The following is a 20,136-nucleotide window of genomic DNA, read 5'->3' as shown; positions in this document are numbered from 1 at the left end:
TCCCCTTTGGTTAAACAGAACTCAGGTTAACAGAACTTAGATGAAGCGGTTGCCAGTCTTGCGACGGATCCCGATCACGGTCGGACGGGGGAGGGCACCCTTGAAGTTGTTCGTACCAGCGCTGAAGGCCGCATCAGGCAGGTTGCCGGGCCAGGAGCTGCCCCGATTTACGCTGCGGGTCTGGTTGAACAGGGTACCATCCAGGGCCAGCATTTCGGTCGTCCGGGTGAGGACGGTGCCATCGTCGATCGGGCAATCTTCACCAGGGTGCTGCACGGAGACAATCAGGGTGTTACCCACAAAGGTTGGGCCTGTCATCTCACAGCGAACTGGGCCGTAGGCAAAGGGAGTCACCTGACCCGCATTGGGGCCGCTGGTGGGGACATAGAACATCCAGTTGTTGCCAAATACCCCGACGAAGTTGGAGACATCGCCAATCGCCGTGTGGTTGATCGTCAGGGGAGTGCCGCTGGTTCCCTCCTGGAAACCGTTGTGCAAACCGGTGGACATGTCCGTGACACCCCAGATGTTACCCAGGGGGTCGAAAGCCAGGTTATCCACAGCGGCAAAACCAGAAGCACCCTGAGAACCTGCTTCTCCACCCTGGTTGTACTTGATCCACTGGAAGGTTGTACCCGTGCTGTCGGCACTGTCTTCCGTAATCCGGTAGAGACCACCGGGCTGCTGGGTTGCGTTCACAGATGCACTGAACTTAGCCACCTGGAAAATGCGGGCATCGGGATAACCATCGCTACCAGGAGCGCCATCGGTGTAGGCGATGAAGACCTGACGGGGGTCGAGGGGGCTGACTTCCAGATCTTCTGGACGAGCCGTAGGAGTACCACCCACCAGGTTCGCTGCCGGATAGGCATCACAGAGGATTGCGCCCAGGTTATCGTAGAAGTCACTCAGTTTCTTGCCCTGGTAAGCAGGCAGAATCGTAGCTTCGTTCAGGCGGGTAACCGCCAGGAACCCACCCTCAGCAGTTTGACCGGCAACACCAGCCCGTCGGGGCAGGTTGACCAGGCCATTGACCAGACGCTGTTGAGCGCTAGAAGCTGCTGGCACCGCCCCCGTGCGGAATTGGGGGAAAGCATCGTAGGCGATCTGAGAGATCACACCGGGGGAAACGGGGTTGGTCGGCGTGTCCAGGGTGAGTGGAATCCACTCACCGGTACCATTCTCATTAAACTTGGCCACGTAGAGGGTACCGTCTTCCAGCAATGCGCTGTTGGCTTTGCTGGTGGGATCAGCCACAACCCCTTTACTGACGTACTTCCAGGTGTGACCACCCCGACGATCGTCACCCATGTAGGCCACCAGCTTCTTGCCAGCTTCCACCCGCATGGTGATATTTTCGTGGCGGAAACGACCCAGAGCGCTGTGCTTCCGGACTCTCCAGCTTGGGTTGGCTGGGTCGATTTCGACCATCCAGCCGTACTTCTCGCCCACCTGACCGAACCGCTCACCGGTGGTGCCTGCGGTGTAACCAGCCTGGCTTCCATCCTTCTTGATCCCTTCGGTCACGCCAGAGAAGAAGGCACCGCCACCCTGGAAGTTTTCTTCAGCAGACATGATGGTATACCAGGGGGTCGTGCCACCGGAACAGTTGAAGCTGGTGCCGATGATCTTGTTGCCCAGGCTATCGGTGTTGACCTTCTCGAACACATCCTTAACCGCTGGTCCGGTACCAATCAGGTAACGGTCATCCCCCTGCTGATAGTCCGCAGCACCCCAGTTGCTGGGGAAGCCACCGGGCCGGGTAGCATTCAGACCCAAACCGGAGAGGCCATGGACGCGCCAGTTGCCAGCCTTATTCCCGTTCACAACGAAGCGTCCGTTGGCAGCGGTGCGGGTGATCCGAACAATGGAACCGCCGGTGTTGTAGAGGAATTCCCCATCCAGTTCCGTGTTTCTGGTCGCAGGCAGGGGCTTACCGATCACAGGCTCATAGGTGCCGGGCAGAGTCTGTACAGAGGCAACTGCGCCAGGAGCGCTACCTGCGATGGGGAAGGAGACGTATTCATGGTTGACCCAGAGGTACACGTCATCTGCACTGCTTGCTACCGGAACGTAGCCGGTGTAATCGCAGTTGTAACCGAAGTAGTCAGAGGCTTTGGCGTAGGGGGTGTTGGCAAACACCTTGTCACCCCAGCCTACGATCACATAGCGATCGTATTCGGGAGGCACAACCACATCATCCACTACCGCATAGGATGCTGGCTTGGGATTGGCAGAAGGGGTTTTGAGGGCAAACTTGGGGCTGCCATCCGTATTAAAACCACCCGTGGGCTGATAGCTTCTCAGAACCTTGTGGATGGGCAGCGGGCTGGGCAGATATAGGGCAGTGAAGGCGAGCGGCGCAGCAGCTTCAGCAGCAGTGGACCCCAGACCCAGCAGGGCTTCGCCTACTTCGGGAGCAATAGCAGCAGCACCCGCACTGGCTCCAAAAAACATCAGCAGTTGCCGACGGCTTAAATTAGACATAGAACTCTCTCTGGTGATCAGTAAATAGAACTTGGACGGAGAAAAACAACTTCAAGTAGGCAAACTTTAGATGGAATGGCAGACTATCTGAACCTGAAAGAATTCCTGGTCAGACCTCAGTAAAATCTCATCGCCACAGGTTAAGGCAGAAAAGCTCAGGTCTATAGGGGCAAAAATGGTAGGTTTTGCTACTAAGCCAAAGAAAATATAAGGCTAGAAAATTAAGACCAGGTCAAGCCAGAGTTAATTGACTGTCTCTTCACATAAGGGGAGACAGTCCCCTCAATCATCTCGATAGGCAGCCTGTTCCTTCAGAGCCTGTCGATATTGCGTATCGATGAGGGCGATCGAGAGGCCAACTGGTTGAGGCTTGATGAATCCCAACAATTTCTCAGAACTACTGAAATACCTGGCCCAGGCTTGAATGCTGGGGGTCTGCTTCCAGTTGCTCCGGGAAACGGTTAAGAACAAAAGCGGAACTTCCGTTCCATTGTGCTCACCCGTAATCTTGACTGAGACCTCATCTGCAGCAGGATTCTGGAGGAAAAATTGCTGGATGGAGTCGGCAGCCATGGCTTCTGCTTGCTGCCGCAGATCAGCAAAGTTGGCATATCCCCCAGAGGTTAGGGTCAGGTTAACTTGCCGGGTCTCAGCCTGAACAGGCTGAAGCGTTCCAGAGCCAAGCACGATCGCAAACCCAATCAGACAACTGACCCCTGCGATCATGGGTGTCAGACGAAGTCGATAAACTATAGTTGACAAACTCATGGACGAAACTGGCTTCCAGATTTAGATTGAGAGGAGTGAAATGTGATACCGAAGTCATCCTACTGATTGCGCGATCGAAGCCCGTGTTTTCTAGCAAACACTGCCCTGAGACTTTGCAGAATCTTCATAGAAAAAGCCAGTATTTTTCCGTAAACCCAAGATCCGGCTGTACCAGGCTCTCACCTGACTGGGTGAGTCGGCTGGACGATGTCAGGGTTTACCCACTTCTCTAAGGTTAAGAGTAGAGGAAACTCTCCTTCAATCCTTCACTCCCCCAGTCAGAGGACTGTCGCACCTATGCTAGACAGCACACCCAAATTTGTTGTTACCGCCTACCTGACCTTGAATCGAAACGAAACCTTTCGAATTCCGCCGGAATATCACAAAGTGCAGGTTGTCGCAGGCATTGCCTGGCTCACGATCGAGGGCAGCGATCTGGTTTTAACCCCAGGGGAAACAGCCTGTTTGCTCAGTCGAGATCCAGTTGTGGTGTCCGTTCTGGGTCAGCAGCCCCTTGAGTTACTGGCCTGGCAGCAGGAAGACAGCCCTAGTTCTCCCCCAGATAAGCCTTCCGCACCGTCTCATTCACCTGTAATTCTTTAGCCGTGCCTGTCAACACAATCTGGCCTGTTTGCAGGACATAGCCTCGATGGGCCACGCTGAGGGCCATGCGAGCGTTTTGTTCCACCAGTAAAATAGTCATTCCCTGGCTGTTGATATCTTTGATGATGGAAAAGATTTGACTCACTAGCAGGGGAGCCAGACCCATACTGGGTTCATCCAGCAGCAGCAAGCGGGGGCGGGCCATCAAGGCCCGGGCGATCGCCAGCATCTGTTGTTCCCCGCCGGAGAGGGTGCCCGCTTTCTGATTCACCCGTTCTTTCAGCCGGGGAAACAACACCATAGCCCGTTCCAGATCTGATTTGATGCCCAATCTGTCATTCCGGGAAAAGGCTCCCATCTCCAGGTTCTCCAGCACCGTCATGCGGGGAAACACCAGTCGGCCTTCCGGACTCTGGGAGATGCCCAACCGAACGATCGCCTCGGCAGAGAGAACCTCCAGTGCCTGTCCGTTAAAGCGAATCGTGCCCTGACTGGGACGCAACAATCCCTGAATCGTTCGCAGCGTGGTGGTTTTTCCGGCTCCATTGCTCCCGATCAAGGTGACGATCTCTCCCTCTTCAACGTACAGGGAAGTGCCTTTGAGGGCATGGATGTTGCCGTAATAGGTGTGAATGTCCTGAACTTCTAGCATGGAGCATGGTTTGGATCTGACGGACTATTTTACCTTACCGTGTCTTCCCCCTGGGTAACTGGAGCTACCCAGATGCTATAAACATGCCACTGCCCTTATCAAACAATGTCCGTCAAAGAGGGAAACAGGAGTTTCTCGGCCTGCTGCCGATCGTAGGCTGCAGTCCCAGTCGGACAGTGGCAGAGAGAGACGGAGGTATCTGAACGATAGCCCAGTAAGCAACTGACGCATTGAACCACCAGGTACGCAGAAAACAGGGCAATCAATCCGGCAACCATTAAACTGATCACCCCATCTGCCCAAGACCAATCCAACCAGATGACTGCGATCGCGGCCAGAACGGTTCCGACGGAACTGATCACATCGGACAGGACATGAAAAAAAGCTCCCTTGGTACTCAGATCTTGATGACTGCACCCATGTAAGCAGGCCACGTTGATGCTGTTGATCAGCAGTCCCACCAGGGCAGTCACCAGCATAGGCAACCCCAGAATTTCAGGAGACGGCGTCTGAAACCGGGCCATAGCCTCCTGCACGATCCAGAAGGCAACCCCAGCCAGACTCATCCCATTGATCAATGCTGCCATAGTTTCCAGGCGTAAGCGGTGCAATACCTGCCAGCGACTAGCAAAACGGGAGAGCCAGGCAGCTCCCAGCGCTATGCCCAGAGCTGCCAGGTCAGACAGCAGATGTTCAGCATCAGCCAGAAGCGATAGGCTGTGACTCCAGATGCCTGCACCCAGTTCTACACAAAAAAACAGGCTGAGCAAAACCAGCACATGACGCAGGGATCGAATCTTCTGGGTCTGATCGGCTCCCTTCTCCGTCAGATGCAATGTGTCGCAAGCGGAGAATCCAAAAGTTGGATCAGATGAGCAGAGGTTTTGCATCATTCAGGCTGGGGGTAGATAAACAGTTTTGCAAAAATTTGCACATCTGGGCACAACAGTTTTCCGACCAAGAGTTTCCGACTCAGGAATGAGAATTAAATAAGGCTTTGCTGAATGCAAATATGAATTACCCTCATCCCCAACCCTTCTCCCGCAAGAGAAGGGAGCTAAAACTCTTGTTCCCTCTCCTTTGGGAGAGGGCTAGGGTGAGGGCTGAGTTATTAAATCCACGATCCTAAGAGACTGATGGGACATTTGAGAGAGTTCCCTGGAAAAGGGGGTTTTACTCCCATCCCTTGCCGGAGGTGAGGGAAAAAAGTGGCTTCAAGTTAGAGATGCTATCAGGAAGAAGGGAGAAGATATGATAAGCGAAATTTAACGAGAGGTTAATAGCTGGCATATTGACAAAAACTTCATAGAGATTCAAGTCAAGTCTGCCTGAAATCCAAAGGGTCTCATTTGGCTGGTTCTCATGGGTTTTGTGTTATCTCTCCCATTATGTAAAGTTTCTATGAAAAATTATCCCCTTAAGCCTCCCATAGCTTCTGCTTAATGCCCCATTGATAAATTACTTGACAATTTCTCAGTAAAGTTGCGGACATCAAGGAAGGATTAAGTGGGTAATCTAATCGAGTTTGGATCCAGGCTCAGGCGCTCTATTGCCGAAAATTTACTTAGAACTTTTCAAATTATTCAGAGATTTTTCAAGCATCCCCTCAGACAGATCACCGCGTTGATTCTGCTGGCCTTTTTTCTCACGATCGGAATCAATTACCAGGTAGCGGCTAATTCCGCCAAACCTCATCCCAAAGTAGTGTTGATTTCCCTGGATGGGGCATCGCCATTTCTGATCGACCGGTACCTGGATCAGAACGTCCTCAGTTCCCAGCGTGGACTCGGACTGCTCAAGGGTAAGGGAGTCTACGCCGAGCGTAACATCACCTGCAGTGCCTCCCTCACCGCTGCCTGTCATGTGGCGATCGCCACCGGTTCCTCGGCGGCTAAAAATGACATTAACGCCAACACCTTCCATCTGGTAGCCAGCCCATTCACCAGCAATATCAGTGGGTTTGGGGCTCCGATCGGAGGTTATTCCATCAATGGCCCGGCACCACTGGCCAGCCCCACCGCTGAGCCCCTGTGGATTAATCTGCAGGAGCGTGGGAAAAAGGTTGTGACGGCTACCTTCCCCGGTGGCGATGGGGTGGATGTGCGGGTGCCTGGTTTAACCAACAGTCCGATCATCCAACCTGCCGCTGAAAGAACTGTTGCCTACACGGTACCCTTTGGAGCATTTGCCGGTCAGGGGGCGAAGGGATTTAGCCTGACTGCCGCTGACTTCAGTCCGGCTCCAGCGCAAACGATCGACCAGCTCAAAGCGGCTGGTAAGTTTTCCTTCAGCCCGATTCAACAAGCCACTCTTGCTGATACGCCCGCCTATGTGGTAGGGGGGGTGACCTACTCTTTTAACGTTGCGGCCCTAGACACCACGAAGGATAACAAAGTCAACTACGATACCCTGGTGTTTTTTGATGCGACCCAGGGCATCAAGCCCGGTCCCTTTAGCTTGCCATCCACTGGCCCTGCCTATGTGAAAGCAAAGGCGCAGAAGTCTGCCCTGTTCTATCTGGAGGGAAGCACCACCAAGGCTGGAAATGCCTTCTATGTTAGCAATCTGGCTCCTGATCTGAGCACCGTGCGGATTGCTCGCTATTCCGCCAATGCAATTCCTCGCAACGCAGCAGTTCTGGCAGATGTGGATGATATCAACAATAACGTCGGATTCTGGGCACCCCAGCCTGACTTCCGGATTCCGGAGAGGCTGAGTCCTGGATTTACGAACTTCCCAGATCTGGAACTGGAAGCTATCTACGAGGACCAGGTGCGACTCTTTGTTGATTATCAAACCCAGATCGCTTTACGCGCACTGGAGAAGAATCCTGATGCCGATCTGGTCATGCTCTACATTGAGCAGCCAGATGGTTCTGAGCACCAGTTCCTGATTGGTGATTCCCGTCAAGCCACTAACTTTTTAGATCCCAACTCTATTGGGGCTGGCCAGGATAAGGCTAAGATCGCTCGCTATTTTAGCTACCTGGAGACGGCGTATCAAGTTGCTGACAATGCGGTTCAGCGCATTATCAATGCAGTGGGTACCACCAGACGGGGGGTGCCCAAGAGCAACATCATCGTGGTATCTGACCACGGTTTTTCCACGTTCCACACCGCCGTCAACCTGAATAACTACCTGGCCAGCAAAGGCTTCAATACCAGCCAGGTACGGGCTGTGACCTCTGGTCCGGCGGTCAACGTTTACATCAACCTGCAGGGCCGGGAGCCTAACGGTACAGTTTCCAGAACTGACTACATTACCCTGCAGCAGCAAATTGTCCAGGCCCTTAACGAGCTGGTGGATACGAACCCGAACTATGCGCCTAACGGCAGCCAGAAGGTATTCGATAAGATTTATCCCCGGCCTTTGCCTGCCGACATCAATGACCCCACCTTTGGTCTGGGAACCGGCGAGTTTGTCGGCCAGGACACGGGAGATGTCTTCGCAATTATGAGCGATGGGTATAACTTTGATGGCACGCAGAACCCAGTAATGTTGCGGAAAGGAGATTCAGCGACCACCCCAGTCGTCTTATCCGTTCCTAACTTCTATGGGGCCCATGGGTATGACCCGACCATTCTCAAACTGAGTTCTGTGTTCTACGCAGCCGGTCCAGACATCAAGCGGAAGGGTAACATTGGCACCATTCGCAACATTGATGTGGCTCCCACGATTAATAAATTGCTGGGGGTTCCGTCAGCGGCAACGGTTCAAGGTCAGGCGATCGACCTTGGCCCCAAAGGTCGTAAAGACAATGATGACGACTAACGATCAACCTGAAGGCGATACCGTTGGGTAAAGCCACGGCAACAGTCCATCATCAGGTCTAATGTTCTGAAGGGGCGAAGGATTTCCTCCAATGGGGTCTGCTTCGCCCCTTTAGATTCAGTAGAGGCCCTCTATTAAAGGCCAGCAGGGACCTGTATGGGGGTTCCACCATCCGCTACTGATGCCAATAAAATTGTGGGAACATAACTCGCATGTGGAAATATCGATATCGAATTGTTTTAATTTCCAGTCTGCTTCTGGTTCTATGCTCCGAAACTGCGCTAACCCAATCCAGGACCAGCAATGCTCAGTCTGGATCTAATAACGCCCAGGTGCAAACAACAGCGCCTCAGGGGGCAAGTCCCCAAAATCCTCTCCTGGATGAACCCTTCTGCTTTATCCAGATGTCAGATGGTCGAGTCGTGAATCTCCAGAAACTATGCGGCACCCTGCCCCCACCTCCTCCCGTTTCAAAATTCCGACGCAATTGCAGAGCGATGAAATGTGCTACAGGAAGTCAGCTCAACCCTGTGCCTCCAGCCAGCGATCGTCAGCCAAGCTAGTTCACTGCTAGGGTCCGATCCCTCCCTGTGACCAGCTCAGGCCAAGCCACTCAGCCAGCAGGTACGCCCTAAGCTTCCTCTTTGCCCAGGTAAGCTTCGATCACACGAGGGTCGCGCTGAATCTCGGTGGGCGTCCCTTCGGCAATCTTGCAGCCATACTCCATCACACTGACCCGATCGGAGATGCCCATCACCACTTTCATATCGTGTTCAATCAGCAGAATCGTCAGCCCCAGTTCATCCCGGATCTGCTTGATAAAACGAGTCAGATCTGCCGTCTCATTTGGATTCATCCCGGCGGTAGGTTCATCCAGCAACAGAATTTGAGGATCGGAAGCCAGAGCTCGGGCAATTTCCAGACGACGCTGATCCCCGTAGGATAGATTTTTGGCTTTCTCTTTGGCCTTTTCAGCTCCCAGCCCAACAAAATCAAGCAGGTACAGGGCTCGCTGTCTGGCCTGCTCCTCCTCATTCCGCACTCGCTGGGGACGTAACACGGCTCCGAGCAGCCCTGTCTTCAGGCGACTATGGCGACCCACCAGCACATTATCCAGAACGGACATATTGTTGAACAGACGAATGTTCTGGAAAGTGCGGGAAATGCCCAGGGAAGTTAGCCGATCGGGCGACAGACCCGTAATCTCCCGATCGCTCAGGCGTAGACGGCCCAGGGTCGGTTTGTAAATCCCCGTCAACATATTGAAGAACGTGGTCTTGCCAGCTCCATTGGGACCGATCAGGCTGGCAATCATCCCAGCTTCCAGGCTCAGGTTCACCTGATTCACGGCCACCAGACCCCCAAACCGCATGGTTAATTGTTCGGCTTCCAGCAATGGCATCAGACGCTCTTAACCTCCTGGGGAAGCAACTCTGCTTCAACCTGATGTAATTCTGCCTGATGCACCGCATCAGGAACCAGCCCTTCCGGGCGAACAATCATCATGATCACCAGGGTAAGCCCAAACAGCAGCAATCGCATTTGAATGGGGTCCACACTGGTGGCCAAAAAATCCCGCAGTTGTGGATTGGCAACCCCCGGAAAGACCGAGGTCGTCAAAATCCCCTTCAAAACCTGAGCCAGTTGGGGCAGGTACAGCCGATCGGCAGCCATGATGATAATCCCCCCCAGAATCACACCAGTCATATTTCCCAACCCTCCCAGGATGACCATACAGAGAATGATGACGGACACGGAGAAGTCAAACACACTGGGGAAGATAGCACTGATGTAGGCTGCATAGAAAGCCCCGGCAAAACCAGAAAAGGTTGCTCCCATGGCAAAGGCCAGCAGCTTTGTTTTGACCAGATTAATCCCCATGGCACTGGCGGCCAGCTCATCTTCCCGGATCGCCGTCCAGGCTCTTCCCAGACGAGAATCCCGCAACCGCCCAATGATAAAGTAGGCCAGCACCAGCAACACCAGGATGAGATAGTACCAGGGCAGATCATTGGTGGGCTGAAATTCCCCAATCCCCGGCAGGTAAGGGCGTCCGATCGGGTTAATCCCAGCTTCCCCTCCAGTCAGATTCAGGGGTTTGACACAACCGACCAGACAGAGGGCCAGTTCTGGACGATTGGCGATCGTAGCCACCAGACTGGAAATGGGTTCGTAAATTTTGATGCTGGTCAGATTGCGGAAGACAACCGGAATGATTTCCCCAAAACCAAGGGTGACGATGGCCAGGTAATCCCCTCGCAATCGCAGGGTAGGTGCCCCCAGAATCACCCCAAAGAGAGCTGCTACCGCTGCTGATGCCCAGATCACCAGCCAGAAATTCCCCTGAATCCCCAATTGGGAGGAGGAAAGAAAGCCCGTAGTATAGGCCCCGATCGCAAAAAAAGCAGCATACCCCAGATCAAGGAGCCCAGCAAAGCCCACCACGATATTCAGCCCCAAGGCCAGCATGATAAAAATCATCATCTGGATCACTGCCGCAGTCCATTTGGTTGCAGCCCAGCGATCGACCAGCGGAAACAGCAGCAGACCGATCGCCAGCAGCCCTCGGGTGGCCCAAATACGCTGCCCCAGACTCTGTAACGCCCCCATCACTGTGCCGGACAATCCGGCCAGCCCCAGCCCCAGCAATCCCGCCAGCCAGGGTTGCAGCAATGGTACCGCAGGTTGACCCGAGATCCGACGCAGCAAAAACCCTTCCAGCAATGCCGCCACCAAAATCCAGCCCCCCAGGGTGAACCCAACCCGGCTCCCCAGGAGAGCTCCCCCTAGCAAGGTCGAGACTCGCTTACCCTGGCAGGCAATCAATCCGGCTCCAGCACCCAAAAGCCAGCCAATGACAGCACTACTCCAGCCACCAAAGATGAGCACCGTGAGGGCCGCAATCACCCCCAAGCCGCCCCCCACCCGAATCATTTGCAACATCTGCACTAGACCTTCTCCTGCACGTTTTCACCCAGCAGGCCACCGGGACGAAACGCCAGGATAATCACCAGAACGGCAAAAACCCAGGCATTGGTCCAGCGGCTGGAAAGGTACTGATCACTGAGGGCCGACAGCACCCCAATCAGCACCCCCCCCAACATGGCTCCCACGATGTTGCCAATGCCACCCAGGACAGCAGCCGTGAAAGCTCGCAATCCAGCGGTGAACCCCATCGTGAATACCACCGTGTTGTTGTAAAGGCCCACCAGTAACCCGGCAGCCCCAGCCAGGGCTCCCCCAATCAAAAAGGTGAGGGCAATGATCTGATTCACATTAATGCCCATGATCCTGGCGGCATCTCGGTTTTGGGCCGTAGCCCGCATGGCTTTACCAGGCTTCGTATAGTTGACAAACAGATTCAGCCCCACCATCAACACGATCGCCACCACCAGGACAATCAAATCCTTGGTCGTAAACGTAATGCTGGTTTGAATCCCCAGCGCTTTTAGAATATCGATCCGGGGCAGCAGGTCCGGAAAGCTCTTGGGGGCGGCTGCATTGGCTCCCATAATCGGGAACAGAATGCGTAACCCACCCCAGAACAATCCCACATTGATGAAGATAAAAGAAACGCCGATCGCTGAAATCAGGGGAGCCAGCCGGGGAGCATTCCGTAGAGGGCGGTAGGCATAGCGTTCGGCCAGCATATTCAGTCCAGCACAGAAGACTGAGGACACCACCAGAGCAGCCAGCATGGGCAGCAGTCCTGCCTGTAAGGGGCTTCCATCCTGGACATTAAACATCCCAACCATGGACAAAGAGGCAAAGGCCCCCAACATATACAGATCTCCATGGGCAAAATTGATCAGCTCAATGATGCCGTAGACCAGGGTATAGCCCAGGGCAATGATGGCAATGATGGCTCCATTGACCAGACCTACCAGCAATTGCTGGATCAAAACTTCAGGGCTTTTAGCAATCTCCCCAACAATGCGAGGAATATCCAGCCCCGCGATCGGCCCCAGCAGCAAGATCAAATAGGCCGCGCCACAATATAGCAAGATCGATTGCCATTGTTTCATGGTCTATTCAGCCTTTAGTAACTGGGAGAACTCATACTTCCCGTTCTTGACCATATTCCCAGACAGGGTACTCAGGGTAGTATCCCCATACTGATCGAAGCTCCATTTCCCCAGCACCCCATCAAAGTCCTTCGTGGCCAGAACCGCATCTCGGATGGCGGCCCGATCGTTCTTGCAGACGTTGCCGATCGCCTTCACCACCACACTGGCCGCTTCATAGCCATAGGCCGCATAGGCTTCCGGTTCAGCATTGAACTTTTTCTTGTAGTTCTCATACCAGGTCTTGCCCGCACCTTGAAGCTGACTCCCCGGCACGCCTCCGAAGGTGGCTAGCACCCCTTCGGCATCCTTCCCGGCGGCATCGATCAGGGCCTGCTCAAAAATCCCATCTGGCCCCATGAACTTCACCTGATCTGGCGTCATACCCACGTTACGCATATCCTTCACCAGTTGTCCGGCATTGTTCTGGGTAATGCCCCCAAAGTAGATCAAATCAGGATTCAGGGCTTTAATCTTCGTCATCAGGGCCTTATAATCGCTGGCCTTCGCGTCAATCCCTTCATGCCCGAGGATCTCCAAACCAATTTTTTTACCGGTTTGCTCGAAAATATCGGCAATACCCTTCCCATACAATTCCTGATCATCCAGGATGAAGACCCGCTTCAACCCCAAAGACTTGGCCCAGTTGGCCCCAGCCGCGCCCTGGAGATCGTCTGCTGGAACCACCCGCGTGTAATTCCGCTTGCCATTGGGATAGTAGACATCGGGTTCCTTGCCCTCTCCTTTACCGGGCTTCGTTAAGCCTGGATAGGTATTGGCTGGGCTGACCATCACCACATTGGCACTATTCAAAATTGGGATAGCGAGCTTGGCTGCCCCTGAGTTAAAGGTCCCAATAACGGCGACAACAGAAGAGTCTGAAACCGCTTTATTCGCATTCGAGGTCACCTGGGCCGGATCCCACTTGCCAGCAGCAGCGGTCGCATCATCCATAATCTCAAATTCAATCTTGAGCTTGCCGTCGCAAACAGTAGCATTTGTCTCCTCTAAAACCTGTTTGATGCCATTCACAATGGTCTGAGTCTGACCCAGGGAACTCCCTGTCATCGGTAGGCTGGAAACAATTTTGACTGTGTTTCCCGCAGTTGTTGAGGTGGGAGCAGAACCGGTTGGGCTACTGCCCGGACCCGATGATGTTGTTTCCTGACAGGCAGAAGCCAGCACCCCGATCGCGAGGGTGGTCAAGGTCAGTGCAATTAGCGATCGCCGGTTTAAAGGGCCAGATGAACCAGGGCTACTCATTTTAGAGATCCTCTCCTCAGTTTTCCACGCGAACCAACATTCGTTAAATAAGCTTAATGCCTTTGACGGAGAACAGGAAATAGGGAGATGCCATTCGCCCTGGCCAAAGTCGCCATCCATCAACCCAAGCAGGCGATCGTCATCACACCGCTCCCGTGGCCCCAGAAGTGCCAGAAGCAGAAACAGCCGCTAGACCCCAGAGCTAGCTCAGGATTTTCTCGCATTCATGAAGTTACGTTAAGCACTACAATATCTTCCTTAGTAGGCGTTAACGGTTGAGGCGAACTGTGGGCTCACCGTGTAGCTCCTGCCTTTGTTTTTTTATTCGGAGCCTGCGTGACTTCTAATCTCATCACCCGTCCTCTCGCCCGTGAGTCTTTGCCTTTTACACTCCACGATGTGCGCCTCGCCATCCCAGCCCATTGCTTTCAATCCAGTCTGTGGCGATCGCTCGCCTACTTTTTTCTTGATATCGGGGTGATTGCCTTCCTCTATTGGCTAACTGCCCTGATCGATCAAGCCTGGTTTTTCCCCCTCTTCTGGCTGATGCAAGGCACCCTCTTCTGGGCCTTATTCGTAGTCGGGCATGACTGCGGTCATGGGTCTTTTTCCCGCTATCGCTGGTTAAATAACCTGATCGGACATTTAAGCCATGCCCCCATTCTGGTCCCCTATCATGGCTGGCGGATCAGCCATCGCACCCACCATGCCAACACAGGTAATATCGATACGGATGAAAGTTGGTACCCTGTGACTGAGAGCCAGTATAACCAGATGCCCTGGTACGAAAAGCTGGCCCGCTTTCATCTCATCCTGGTGGCATACCCGCTATACCTGTTTCGCCGATCGCCCGGTAAACAGGGGTCCCATTTCATGCCCGAAAGTCCCCTATTTCGGCCCCACGAGAAATGGGATGTCATCACCAGCACCATTTGCTGTGCCCTGATGTTGGCAGTTTTGGCTGGTGTGGGTCTCCACTACGGCCTGGGTTTCTTGCTGAACTACTATGTCATGCCCTATGTGGTGTTTGTCGTCTGGCTGGATCTGGTGACTTTCCTGCACCATACTGATGTGGAGGTTCCCTGGTACCGGGGAGAGGACTGGTATTTTCTGAAGGGAGCCCTTTCCACCGTCGATCGAACCTATGGGTTCATTGACCCGATTCACCACAACATTGGCACCCATGTGGCTCACCACATTTTCATTACCATCCCCCACTACCATCTGCTAGAAGCGACGGCAGCCATCAAACCGGTTTTAGGAGAATACTACCTGGAATCGAAAGAGCCCATCTGGAAAGCTCTTTGGCAGGGATATCGCAACTGTCATTTTGTCTCGGATCGGGGCAGCAAGATTCACTATCAGGGTCCCCAGCGATCGTCCCGATCGTCGTAAAGACGCGATTCATCGCGTCTTTACCTCTCTCCTCTCTCCTCACCTCTCCTTGGAGGGGTAGGGAAAGAGGATCAGAGTGGGTCTGAGTAGCCCATCAGAGCGGCGTGGATTTCAACTGTGGGCATAGGTTAACCAGGCTCAAACGTAAAGTTTTGAGCTTTTTCTTTTTAGGGGGCTTTATCCTGGAAGACGAGCGTATGCTATGAGGACTGACCATGAAACCCTATCGCCCCAGTAACCAAGTCAGCACTGCTGGCTATCAGTGGCTCATTCTATCCGCCGCGATCGGTGGCGCAGCCATTGGTGGCCTGACCTATCTCATCTCCCTGGCTGTCTATCTGATTATCCTGTTTCCCCTCGCCATGGGCGGAATTGGAGGAGCCATCATGAGCAATGCGGTTCGTCGGGGAAAGGTCAGACATCCAGCGATCGCAGGGCTGTTTGGGATTCTGGCCGGGGGCATCCTCTATGGTTCCATGCATGGCAGCGGCTATTTCCACTTTCGTCTGGAAGCCTCCAGGGCCATCAGGCAAGAGGCCGGTAAGATTGATCCCACTGAAGTCGATCGCTGGATTGATGCCTACTTGAAACAGCAAACAGGCACACAGGGATTCTGGGGCTATGTGAAATACAGCGCCAAGCAGGGCGTCAGCATCGGGCGGGTTGGGAGTGAGAAAAATAACCTGGGGGAAACGGGTACCTGGATCTACTGGTTCCTTGAGTTTGTCGTCATTGATGCCATCATTGCAGCTATGGCTTTTGCTAGCGCCAGGGTGCCTTTCTGTGAAAGCTGTGAACAATGGTATGGGAATCAGGAGCGCATCGGCAGCATCCCGCCCCAGACTGCTGAAAATTTTCTGCACCTGCTGCAGGAAGATCAATTCAGCCGAGCCGGGGCTCTGGTCGATCCCCTGTCGGGGGTTTACGCACCCAGTTTGGAAGTTCACCTCCAGCATTGTCCGACCTGCAGTTTCAGCGATCGAGTGCTGCGGGTTAGTGCCGCATCTCTAGACAACAAGGGCAATATCAGCCTCCAGGAAGTGGCCCAGGGCTTAATCTCCTCCAGTCAATACGCCAAATTCCAGGAGGCCATGACGGAAGTACTGACCCAAACTCAGGACTCAAATCAGAACGTTTCCCAGGAACAGATGCGTCTGGCCCAGCAGGAACGTTCCTCTGTTACCGGCAACGATCGCTTCGAACCCCATGCTTTAGATGCTTCTCAGATCGCAGCATTGGTTCAGCAACTCTCACGCTATCGTCAGATTAAAACAGCCTACCTGGTCCGAAAAACCCTCCAATACTTCCCGGAACGCCCTTTATACGTTCTTGGCATTCTACGCCGTTCCAGTTTATTTGAGTCTGAAACAGCCAGGGGAGAGTTACTCCAAAAGCTGATTAAAGAACTGGTCTGTCCAGATCAAACCCACATCGTTTTCCTCAATCAAGATAAAACCCTGCTGCAGACGCTCAAGCAAGTCACAGGAGCAACCCTTTATTCAAAATAGGGGCGATCACTCCTCAGATTGTTCCCCCATTTCCTGGAGCGATTGCCACCCAGCCTGCCAAACCGAACGGTCCTTCAGCAGACTGGCATTGAGCCAGAAGCGCACATTGGGGTCGCAAGCAGCAACCATCTCCGCAAAAACCCATCTCCCCTCATTCTTACGGTTCACGACCTGGAAGTGTCGCCAGCCCATCGTTTTTTGCTGAGCTGTCCAGCGAGAACCAACTAGATAGGGGAATTTAACTTTACGGGGCATTTGGGCAAAAGTTGCACAGCGTTGAGAGCAGTTGCCCTTACAATTTTAAAATGCGATGCCCTGATTAAGTGGCAGAATTTCCAGGGTAGGTTGGGTGAAACGGAATGAACCCCAACCCTAACCCCAAATTCCTTGGGTTCTACATTCATTCCATCCAACTACGGCTGCTCTCTTGCTGTTCTGAGCCATCCCTGCCTTTATGCCTGCGACTTCGCCCACGATCGCCCCTGAACGCTCCAGTCAAACGACTCGGAAGCCTTATCCCAATTACAAAGTGATTGTGCTGAATGATGACTTCAATACATTTCAGCACGTAGCAGAATGCCTGATGAAGTACATTCCTAACATGACCAGCGATCGGGCCTGGGAACTTACCAATCAGGTTCATTTTGAAGGGCAGGCCATTGTCTGGGTAGGGCCACAGGAACAGGCCGAGCTTTACCAGATGCAACTCAGTCGGGCCGGATTGACCATGGCTCCGATCGAACCCGCCTGAGGCAAAGGTCATTTGCTGCCTGGGCAGATTGTTCTGAAACTGTCTCAGGGAGTTGAAGCCAGTTCGATGCCCTGGTGTTTCCTTCGATTCGTTTCCTTCGACTTCGCTCAGGGAACGAATCGAAGGAAACGAGTCAAGATGGACGTTTCTTCCAGACCCAAAAACTAACCGCAGAGGCAGGGAAGCGACTTTGCTGAATGCAAATATGAATTACCCTCATCCCCAACCCTTCTCCCGCAGGAGAAGGGAGCTAAAACTCTTGTTCTTTCTCCTTTGGGAGAGGGCTAGGGTGAGGGCTGCATAAGGCTCAAGCACGAAAATCATACTTCTATTCAGCAACGCCGCAGGGAAGCTTCCCTGGGCTTTCTGCGGCAGTGCAGGACTGAATCTAACTCCCCCGCTTGAGGGCCTGTTCAACTTGGTCAAATTCTTGCTCTAGGCGATTCTTCAATTTCTGAGGAATCGGTCGATTGGGATAGGAACTGTAGTGACCAGCCAGCGCATTTAAGGCCGTCCGCATGGTGGTGTAGGAACTGAGCTTGGTCAACGAATCATCCAGACGATACCGGGATGCAAACTCATTAATCTTGTTGCGGGCATCAGCCTGAACAGTTGCCCGATTCGGTGCGTCTTGGGAAAGGGTGATTGCAGCTCGCAGACTTTCAATCACAGCCAGGGTATCCTGGCTGTAATTCCCAGTCAGGCTACTGCTAGAGCAACCCATAAGCCCTACGACGACCACCAGAACCAGCGCTAACAGACGAGATAGATATCGTTTCATAAATTGCAGCAGAAGCGGGACAGGATAAAATAGCTGGCCTGAAAAAAGTTCCATCTAGGTGGAGTCAGGATTCAGCAGTCAACGACTTTCCAAGTATGTCAGGACCATTCAATGCTCAGGGCCGTTGTCTGGGCTTCACTGATAGCCGTAGCTATGCAAAGCTGGGCAGAGGCAAGTCAGAAAGCCTCTCTAGAATCGGCCTTTGACCCGTTGGAATTGTCCTCAGCTTTCTGACCAAAGCTATATTTGCAAATCGCTATACCAAATCCTATCCTGAATTCGTGCCAAAGAGGAGCCTAAAACCAGGTATCCAAAGACAGATTATGGGGAGTCCCTGGCAACTAAAAAGAGGGCCGGAATCTCCGGCCCCCCTTTGATTCAAATGAAAGTGGCTGAATCAACCAAATCTACCACTCACATATTCCTGGGTAGATTTCTGTTGAGGATTCTGGAAAATAACCTGGGTGTCATCAAATTCCACCAGTTGACCGACCCGCTTGCCTTTATCGTTTAACTCAACGTTGAAAAACGCTGTTTTATCCGAGACACGGGATGCCTGCTGCATGTTATGGGTCACAATTACGATCGTGTAGGTCTGCTTCAATTCCTGCAGCAAGTCTTCAATCCGCAGGGTGGAAATGGGGTCCAGAGCGGAGCAGGGTTCATCCATCAGAATTACATCTGGCCGGGTTGCAACGGCACGGGCAATGCACAGACGCTGCTGCTGACCTCCGGAAAGAGCCGTACCACTTTCCTTCAATTTATCCTTAACCTCATCCCAGAGAGCAGCCTGTTTCAGAGAGGTTTCTACCAACTCATCCATGTCTCCCTTAAAGCCCGTCAGCCGGGGACCAAAGGCAATATTGTCGTAGATCGTCTTCGGGAAAGGATTGGGCTTCTGAAAAACCATGCCAATTCGACGGCGAACTTCCACAGGATCAACCTCGGGGGCATAAAGATTCTGCCCATGGTACGCGATCAATCCTTTCAGGTGAAAGACTTTAATCAAGTCATTCAGACGGTTGTAGCACCGCAGCAATGTGCTCTTGCCGCATCCAGAGGGACCAATGAACGCTGTGATCTTATTTTTAGGAATATCTACATTGACATCCCGAACAGCCAGAAAATCCCCATAGTAGATGGAAGCATTCTCGGCGTGCAGAACAACTTCAGTTTGCTCAGCAGTATTCATATTTGCAGTCATATAGGGTTAACGACTCTTACGACGAACGACAAGGCGGGAGATGACACTGGTAATCAAAACAAAGGCAACTAAAACCAGAGAGCCAGACCAAGCCAATTGCTGCTGATTTTTGTAGGGAACGATCGCGAAGTTAAAGACCAGCACCGACAGGGTCGCAGTAGGCTGCAACAAGCCGTTTTGAGACCAGTTGATCCAGAATTGGCTGAACAGGGCCGTGAAAATCAATGGTGCGGTCTCTCCAGCGGCCCGGGCCACTGCCAACATCACACCCGTAACAATAGAGGGTGCGGCTGCGGGCAACACTACCCTGGATACGGTCTGGAAATCAGTGGCTCCCAGCCCAACCGACGCCTGCCGGATATCGTTCGAGACCGATTCCATCGCTTCGGCAGCGGTTCGCACGATCGTGGGCAACATCAACACCGCCAGGGCCACGCCACCAGCCAGAACCGAATAGGTGCCGGTGGTCAGAACCACAATCCCATAGGCGAATACACCGATAACGATCGAGGGCACACCACTCAAAACGTTAGTGAGAAAGTCGATCACCGAAGCAATCTTAGTTTCCCTGGCAAACTCAGAGAGGTAAACAGCAGCCATAATGCCAAAGGGGACACTGAAGAGGCTGGCGATACCCACCGTCAGGAGAGTGCCAATGAATGCATTACCAAACCCACCCCCCTTCACCAGGGGCGGGGGCGGTAGCTCTGTAAAAACGGCTGGACCAAGACGACCGGCCCCCTGAATTAACACATAGGAGAGAACTGCAATCAGGGGCAACAAAGCAATCCCAGCCGCAACAAACGTCAGAACAGTCATTCCCAGGGAAAATAAAGTTCTGGACGAGGTATAGGAACGCCCCAAATCGGAATTAATAGAACCTTGAGAA

19 protein-coding genes are annotated in these 20,136 nt (G+C 53.1%); 7 read left to right on the top strand and 12 right to left on the bottom strand.

What is annotated here, in order from left to right; genetic code table 11:
* Nucleotides 1-36: 36 nt before the first annotated feature.
* Nucleotides 37-2,487 carry an alkaline phosphatase PhoX gene (locus BST81_RS14015; RefSeq protein WP_075599085.1) on the bottom strand — a complete coding sequence of 817 codons (2,451 nt, stop codon included), beginning with the start codon at nt 2,485-2,487 and terminating at the stop codon, nt 37-39.
* Between the two features lie 282 nt (nt 2,488-2,769).
* On the bottom strand, nt 2,770-3,255 hold the full coding sequence (locus BST81_RS14010) for a hypothetical protein (protein ID WP_143780341.1): 486 nt from the start codon (nt 3,253-3,255) through the stop codon (nt 2,770-2,772).
* Nucleotides 3,256-3,552: 297 nt separating this feature from the next.
* Here BST81_RS14010 and BST81_RS27555 point away from each other — a divergent pair, with 297 nt between their 5' ends.
* Nucleotides 3,553-3,858: a hypothetical protein gene (locus BST81_RS27555; protein WP_143780340.1), complete on the top strand. Its 306-nt coding sequence runs from the start codon at nt 3,553-3,555 to the stop codon at nt 3,856-3,858.
* Here BST81_RS27555 and BST81_RS14005 read toward each other — a convergent pair.
* Together BST81_RS14005 and BST81_RS14000 are read right to left on the bottom strand one after the other, a co-directional pair.
* Nucleotides 3,803-4,510, bottom strand: coding sequence for an ABC transporter ATP-binding protein (locus BST81_RS14005; protein WP_075599083.1), 708 nt, complete (start codon nt 4,508-4,510; stop codon nt 3,803-3,805). The two genes, BST81_RS27555 and BST81_RS14005, sit on opposite strands and share 56 nt — an antisense overlap.
* A 98-nt stretch (nt 4,511-4,608) precedes the next feature.
* Nucleotides 4,609-5,403 carry a cation diffusion facilitator family transporter gene (locus BST81_RS14000; RefSeq protein WP_083636859.1) on the bottom strand — a complete coding sequence of 265 codons (795 nt, stop codon included), beginning with the start codon at nt 5,401-5,403 and terminating at the stop codon, nt 4,609-4,611.
* A gap of 730 nt (nt 5,404-6,133) precedes the next feature.
* On the opposite strand from BST81_RS14000, the gene BST81_RS13995 reads away from it, so the two are divergent.
* The gene (locus BST81_RS13995; RefSeq protein ID WP_216351325.1) at nt 6,134-8,281 is read left to right on the top strand and encodes an alkaline phosphatase family protein; all 2,148 of its coding nucleotides are present in this window, start codon (nt 6,134-6,136) and stop codon (nt 8,279-8,281) included.
* Nucleotides 8,282-8,493: 212 nt separating this feature from the next.
* Nucleotides 8,494-8,844 (top strand): hypothetical protein, encoded by a 351-nt coding sequence (locus tag BST81_RS13990; RefSeq protein ID WP_075599082.1) that lies wholly within the window; start codon nt 8,494-8,496, stop codon nt 8,842-8,844.
* Between the two features lie 68 nt (nt 8,845-8,912).
* Here the strand turns inward: BST81_RS13990 and BST81_RS13985 are convergent, their stop codons facing one another.
* Genes BST81_RS13985 through BST81_RS13970 form a run of 4 tightly spaced genes read right to left on the bottom strand, consistent with a single transcriptional unit; the run spans nt 8,913 to nt 13,608 of the window.
* On the bottom strand, nt 8,913-9,683 hold the full coding sequence (locus BST81_RS13985) for an ABC transporter ATP-binding protein (protein ID WP_075599081.1): 771 nt from the start codon (nt 9,681-9,683) through the stop codon (nt 8,913-8,915).
* Nucleotides 9,683-11,224 (bottom strand): branched-chain amino acid ABC transporter permease, encoded by a 1,542-nt coding sequence (locus BST81_RS13980; protein ID WP_075599172.1) that lies wholly within the window; start codon nt 11,222-11,224, stop codon nt 9,683-9,685. The genes BST81_RS13985 and BST81_RS13980 overlap by 1 nt, the downstream gene beginning before the upstream one ends.
* A 5-nt stretch (nt 11,225-11,229) precedes the next feature.
* Nucleotides 11,230-12,306 carry a branched-chain amino acid ABC transporter permease gene (locus tag BST81_RS13975; RefSeq protein WP_075599080.1) on the bottom strand — a complete coding sequence of 359 codons (1,077 nt, stop codon included), beginning with the start codon at nt 12,304-12,306 and terminating at the stop codon, nt 11,230-11,232.
* Between the two features lie 3 nt (nt 12,307-12,309).
* Nucleotides 12,310-13,608: a branched-chain amino acid ABC transporter substrate-binding protein gene (locus tag BST81_RS13970; protein WP_075599079.1), complete on the bottom strand. Its 1,299-nt coding sequence runs from the start codon at nt 13,606-13,608 to the stop codon at nt 12,310-12,312.
* Between the two features lie 87 nt (nt 13,609-13,695).
* Between BST81_RS13970 and BST81_RS27550 the strand changes: the two genes are divergently transcribed.
* From BST81_RS27550 to BST81_RS13960, 3 genes are all read left to right on the top strand, one after another.
* Nucleotides 13,696-13,887 (top strand): hypothetical protein, encoded by a 192-nt coding sequence (locus BST81_RS27550; protein WP_143780339.1) that lies wholly within the window; start codon nt 13,696-13,698, stop codon nt 13,885-13,887.
* Nucleotides 13,888-13,944: 57 nt separating this feature from the next.
* Entirely contained in the window at nt 13,945-15,003 is a 1,059-nt protein-coding gene (locus tag BST81_RS13965; RefSeq protein WP_075599078.1) for a fatty acid desaturase, read from the top strand.
* 215 nt (nt 15,004-15,218) lie between these two features.
* Nucleotides 15,219-16,511 (top strand): hypothetical protein, encoded by a 1,293-nt coding sequence (locus BST81_RS13960; RefSeq protein ID WP_075599077.1) that lies wholly within the window; start codon nt 15,219-15,221, stop codon nt 16,509-16,511.
* Nucleotides 16,512-16,517: 6 nt separating this feature from the next.
* Here the strand turns inward: BST81_RS13960 and BST81_RS13955 are convergent, their stop codons facing one another.
* Entirely contained in the window at nt 16,518-16,766 is a 249-nt protein-coding gene (locus BST81_RS13955) for a TIGR02450 family Trp-rich protein (RefSeq protein WP_075599076.1), read from the bottom strand.
* A 199-nt stretch (nt 16,767-16,965) separates the two neighbouring features.
* Here BST81_RS13955 and clpS point away from each other — a divergent pair, with 199 nt between their 5' ends.
* Entirely contained in the window at nt 16,966-17,262 is a 297-nt protein-coding gene (clpS, locus tag BST81_RS13950) for an ATP-dependent Clp protease adapter ClpS (RefSeq protein ID WP_075599075.1), read from the top strand.
* Between the two features lie 388 nt (nt 17,263-17,650).
* Here the strand turns inward: clpS and psb27 are convergent, their stop codons facing one another.
* From psb27 to pstA, 3 genes are all read right to left on the bottom strand, one after another.
* A complete protein-coding gene (gene psb27, locus BST81_RS13945; protein ID WP_075599171.1) occupies nt 17,651-18,043 on the bottom strand; it encodes a photosystem II protein Psb27 in 393 nt (130 codons plus the stop codon).
* A 397-nt stretch (nt 18,044-18,440) separates the two neighbouring features.
* The gene (gene pstB, locus BST81_RS13940; RefSeq protein ID WP_216351324.1) at nt 18,441-19,235 is read right to left on the bottom strand and encodes a phosphate ABC transporter ATP-binding protein PstB; all 795 of its coding nucleotides are present in this window, start codon (nt 19,233-19,235) and stop codon (nt 18,441-18,443) included.
* Between the two features lie 18 nt (nt 19,236-19,253).
* Nucleotides 19,254-20,066 carry a phosphate ABC transporter permease PstA gene (gene pstA / locus BST81_RS13935; protein ID WP_253188281.1) on the bottom strand — a complete coding sequence of 271 codons (813 nt, stop codon included), beginning with the start codon at nt 20,064-20,066 and terminating at the stop codon, nt 19,254-19,256.
* Nucleotides 20,067-20,136: the final 70 nt, after the last annotated feature.

Source organism: Leptolyngbya sp. 'hensonii', assembly GCF_001939115.1.
In the GTDB taxonomy this organism is placed as follows: domain Bacteria; phylum Cyanobacteriota; class Cyanobacteriia.
Note: the sequence above shows the minus strand (reverse complement) of the source record. Positions and strands in the feature narration are given on the sequence as shown.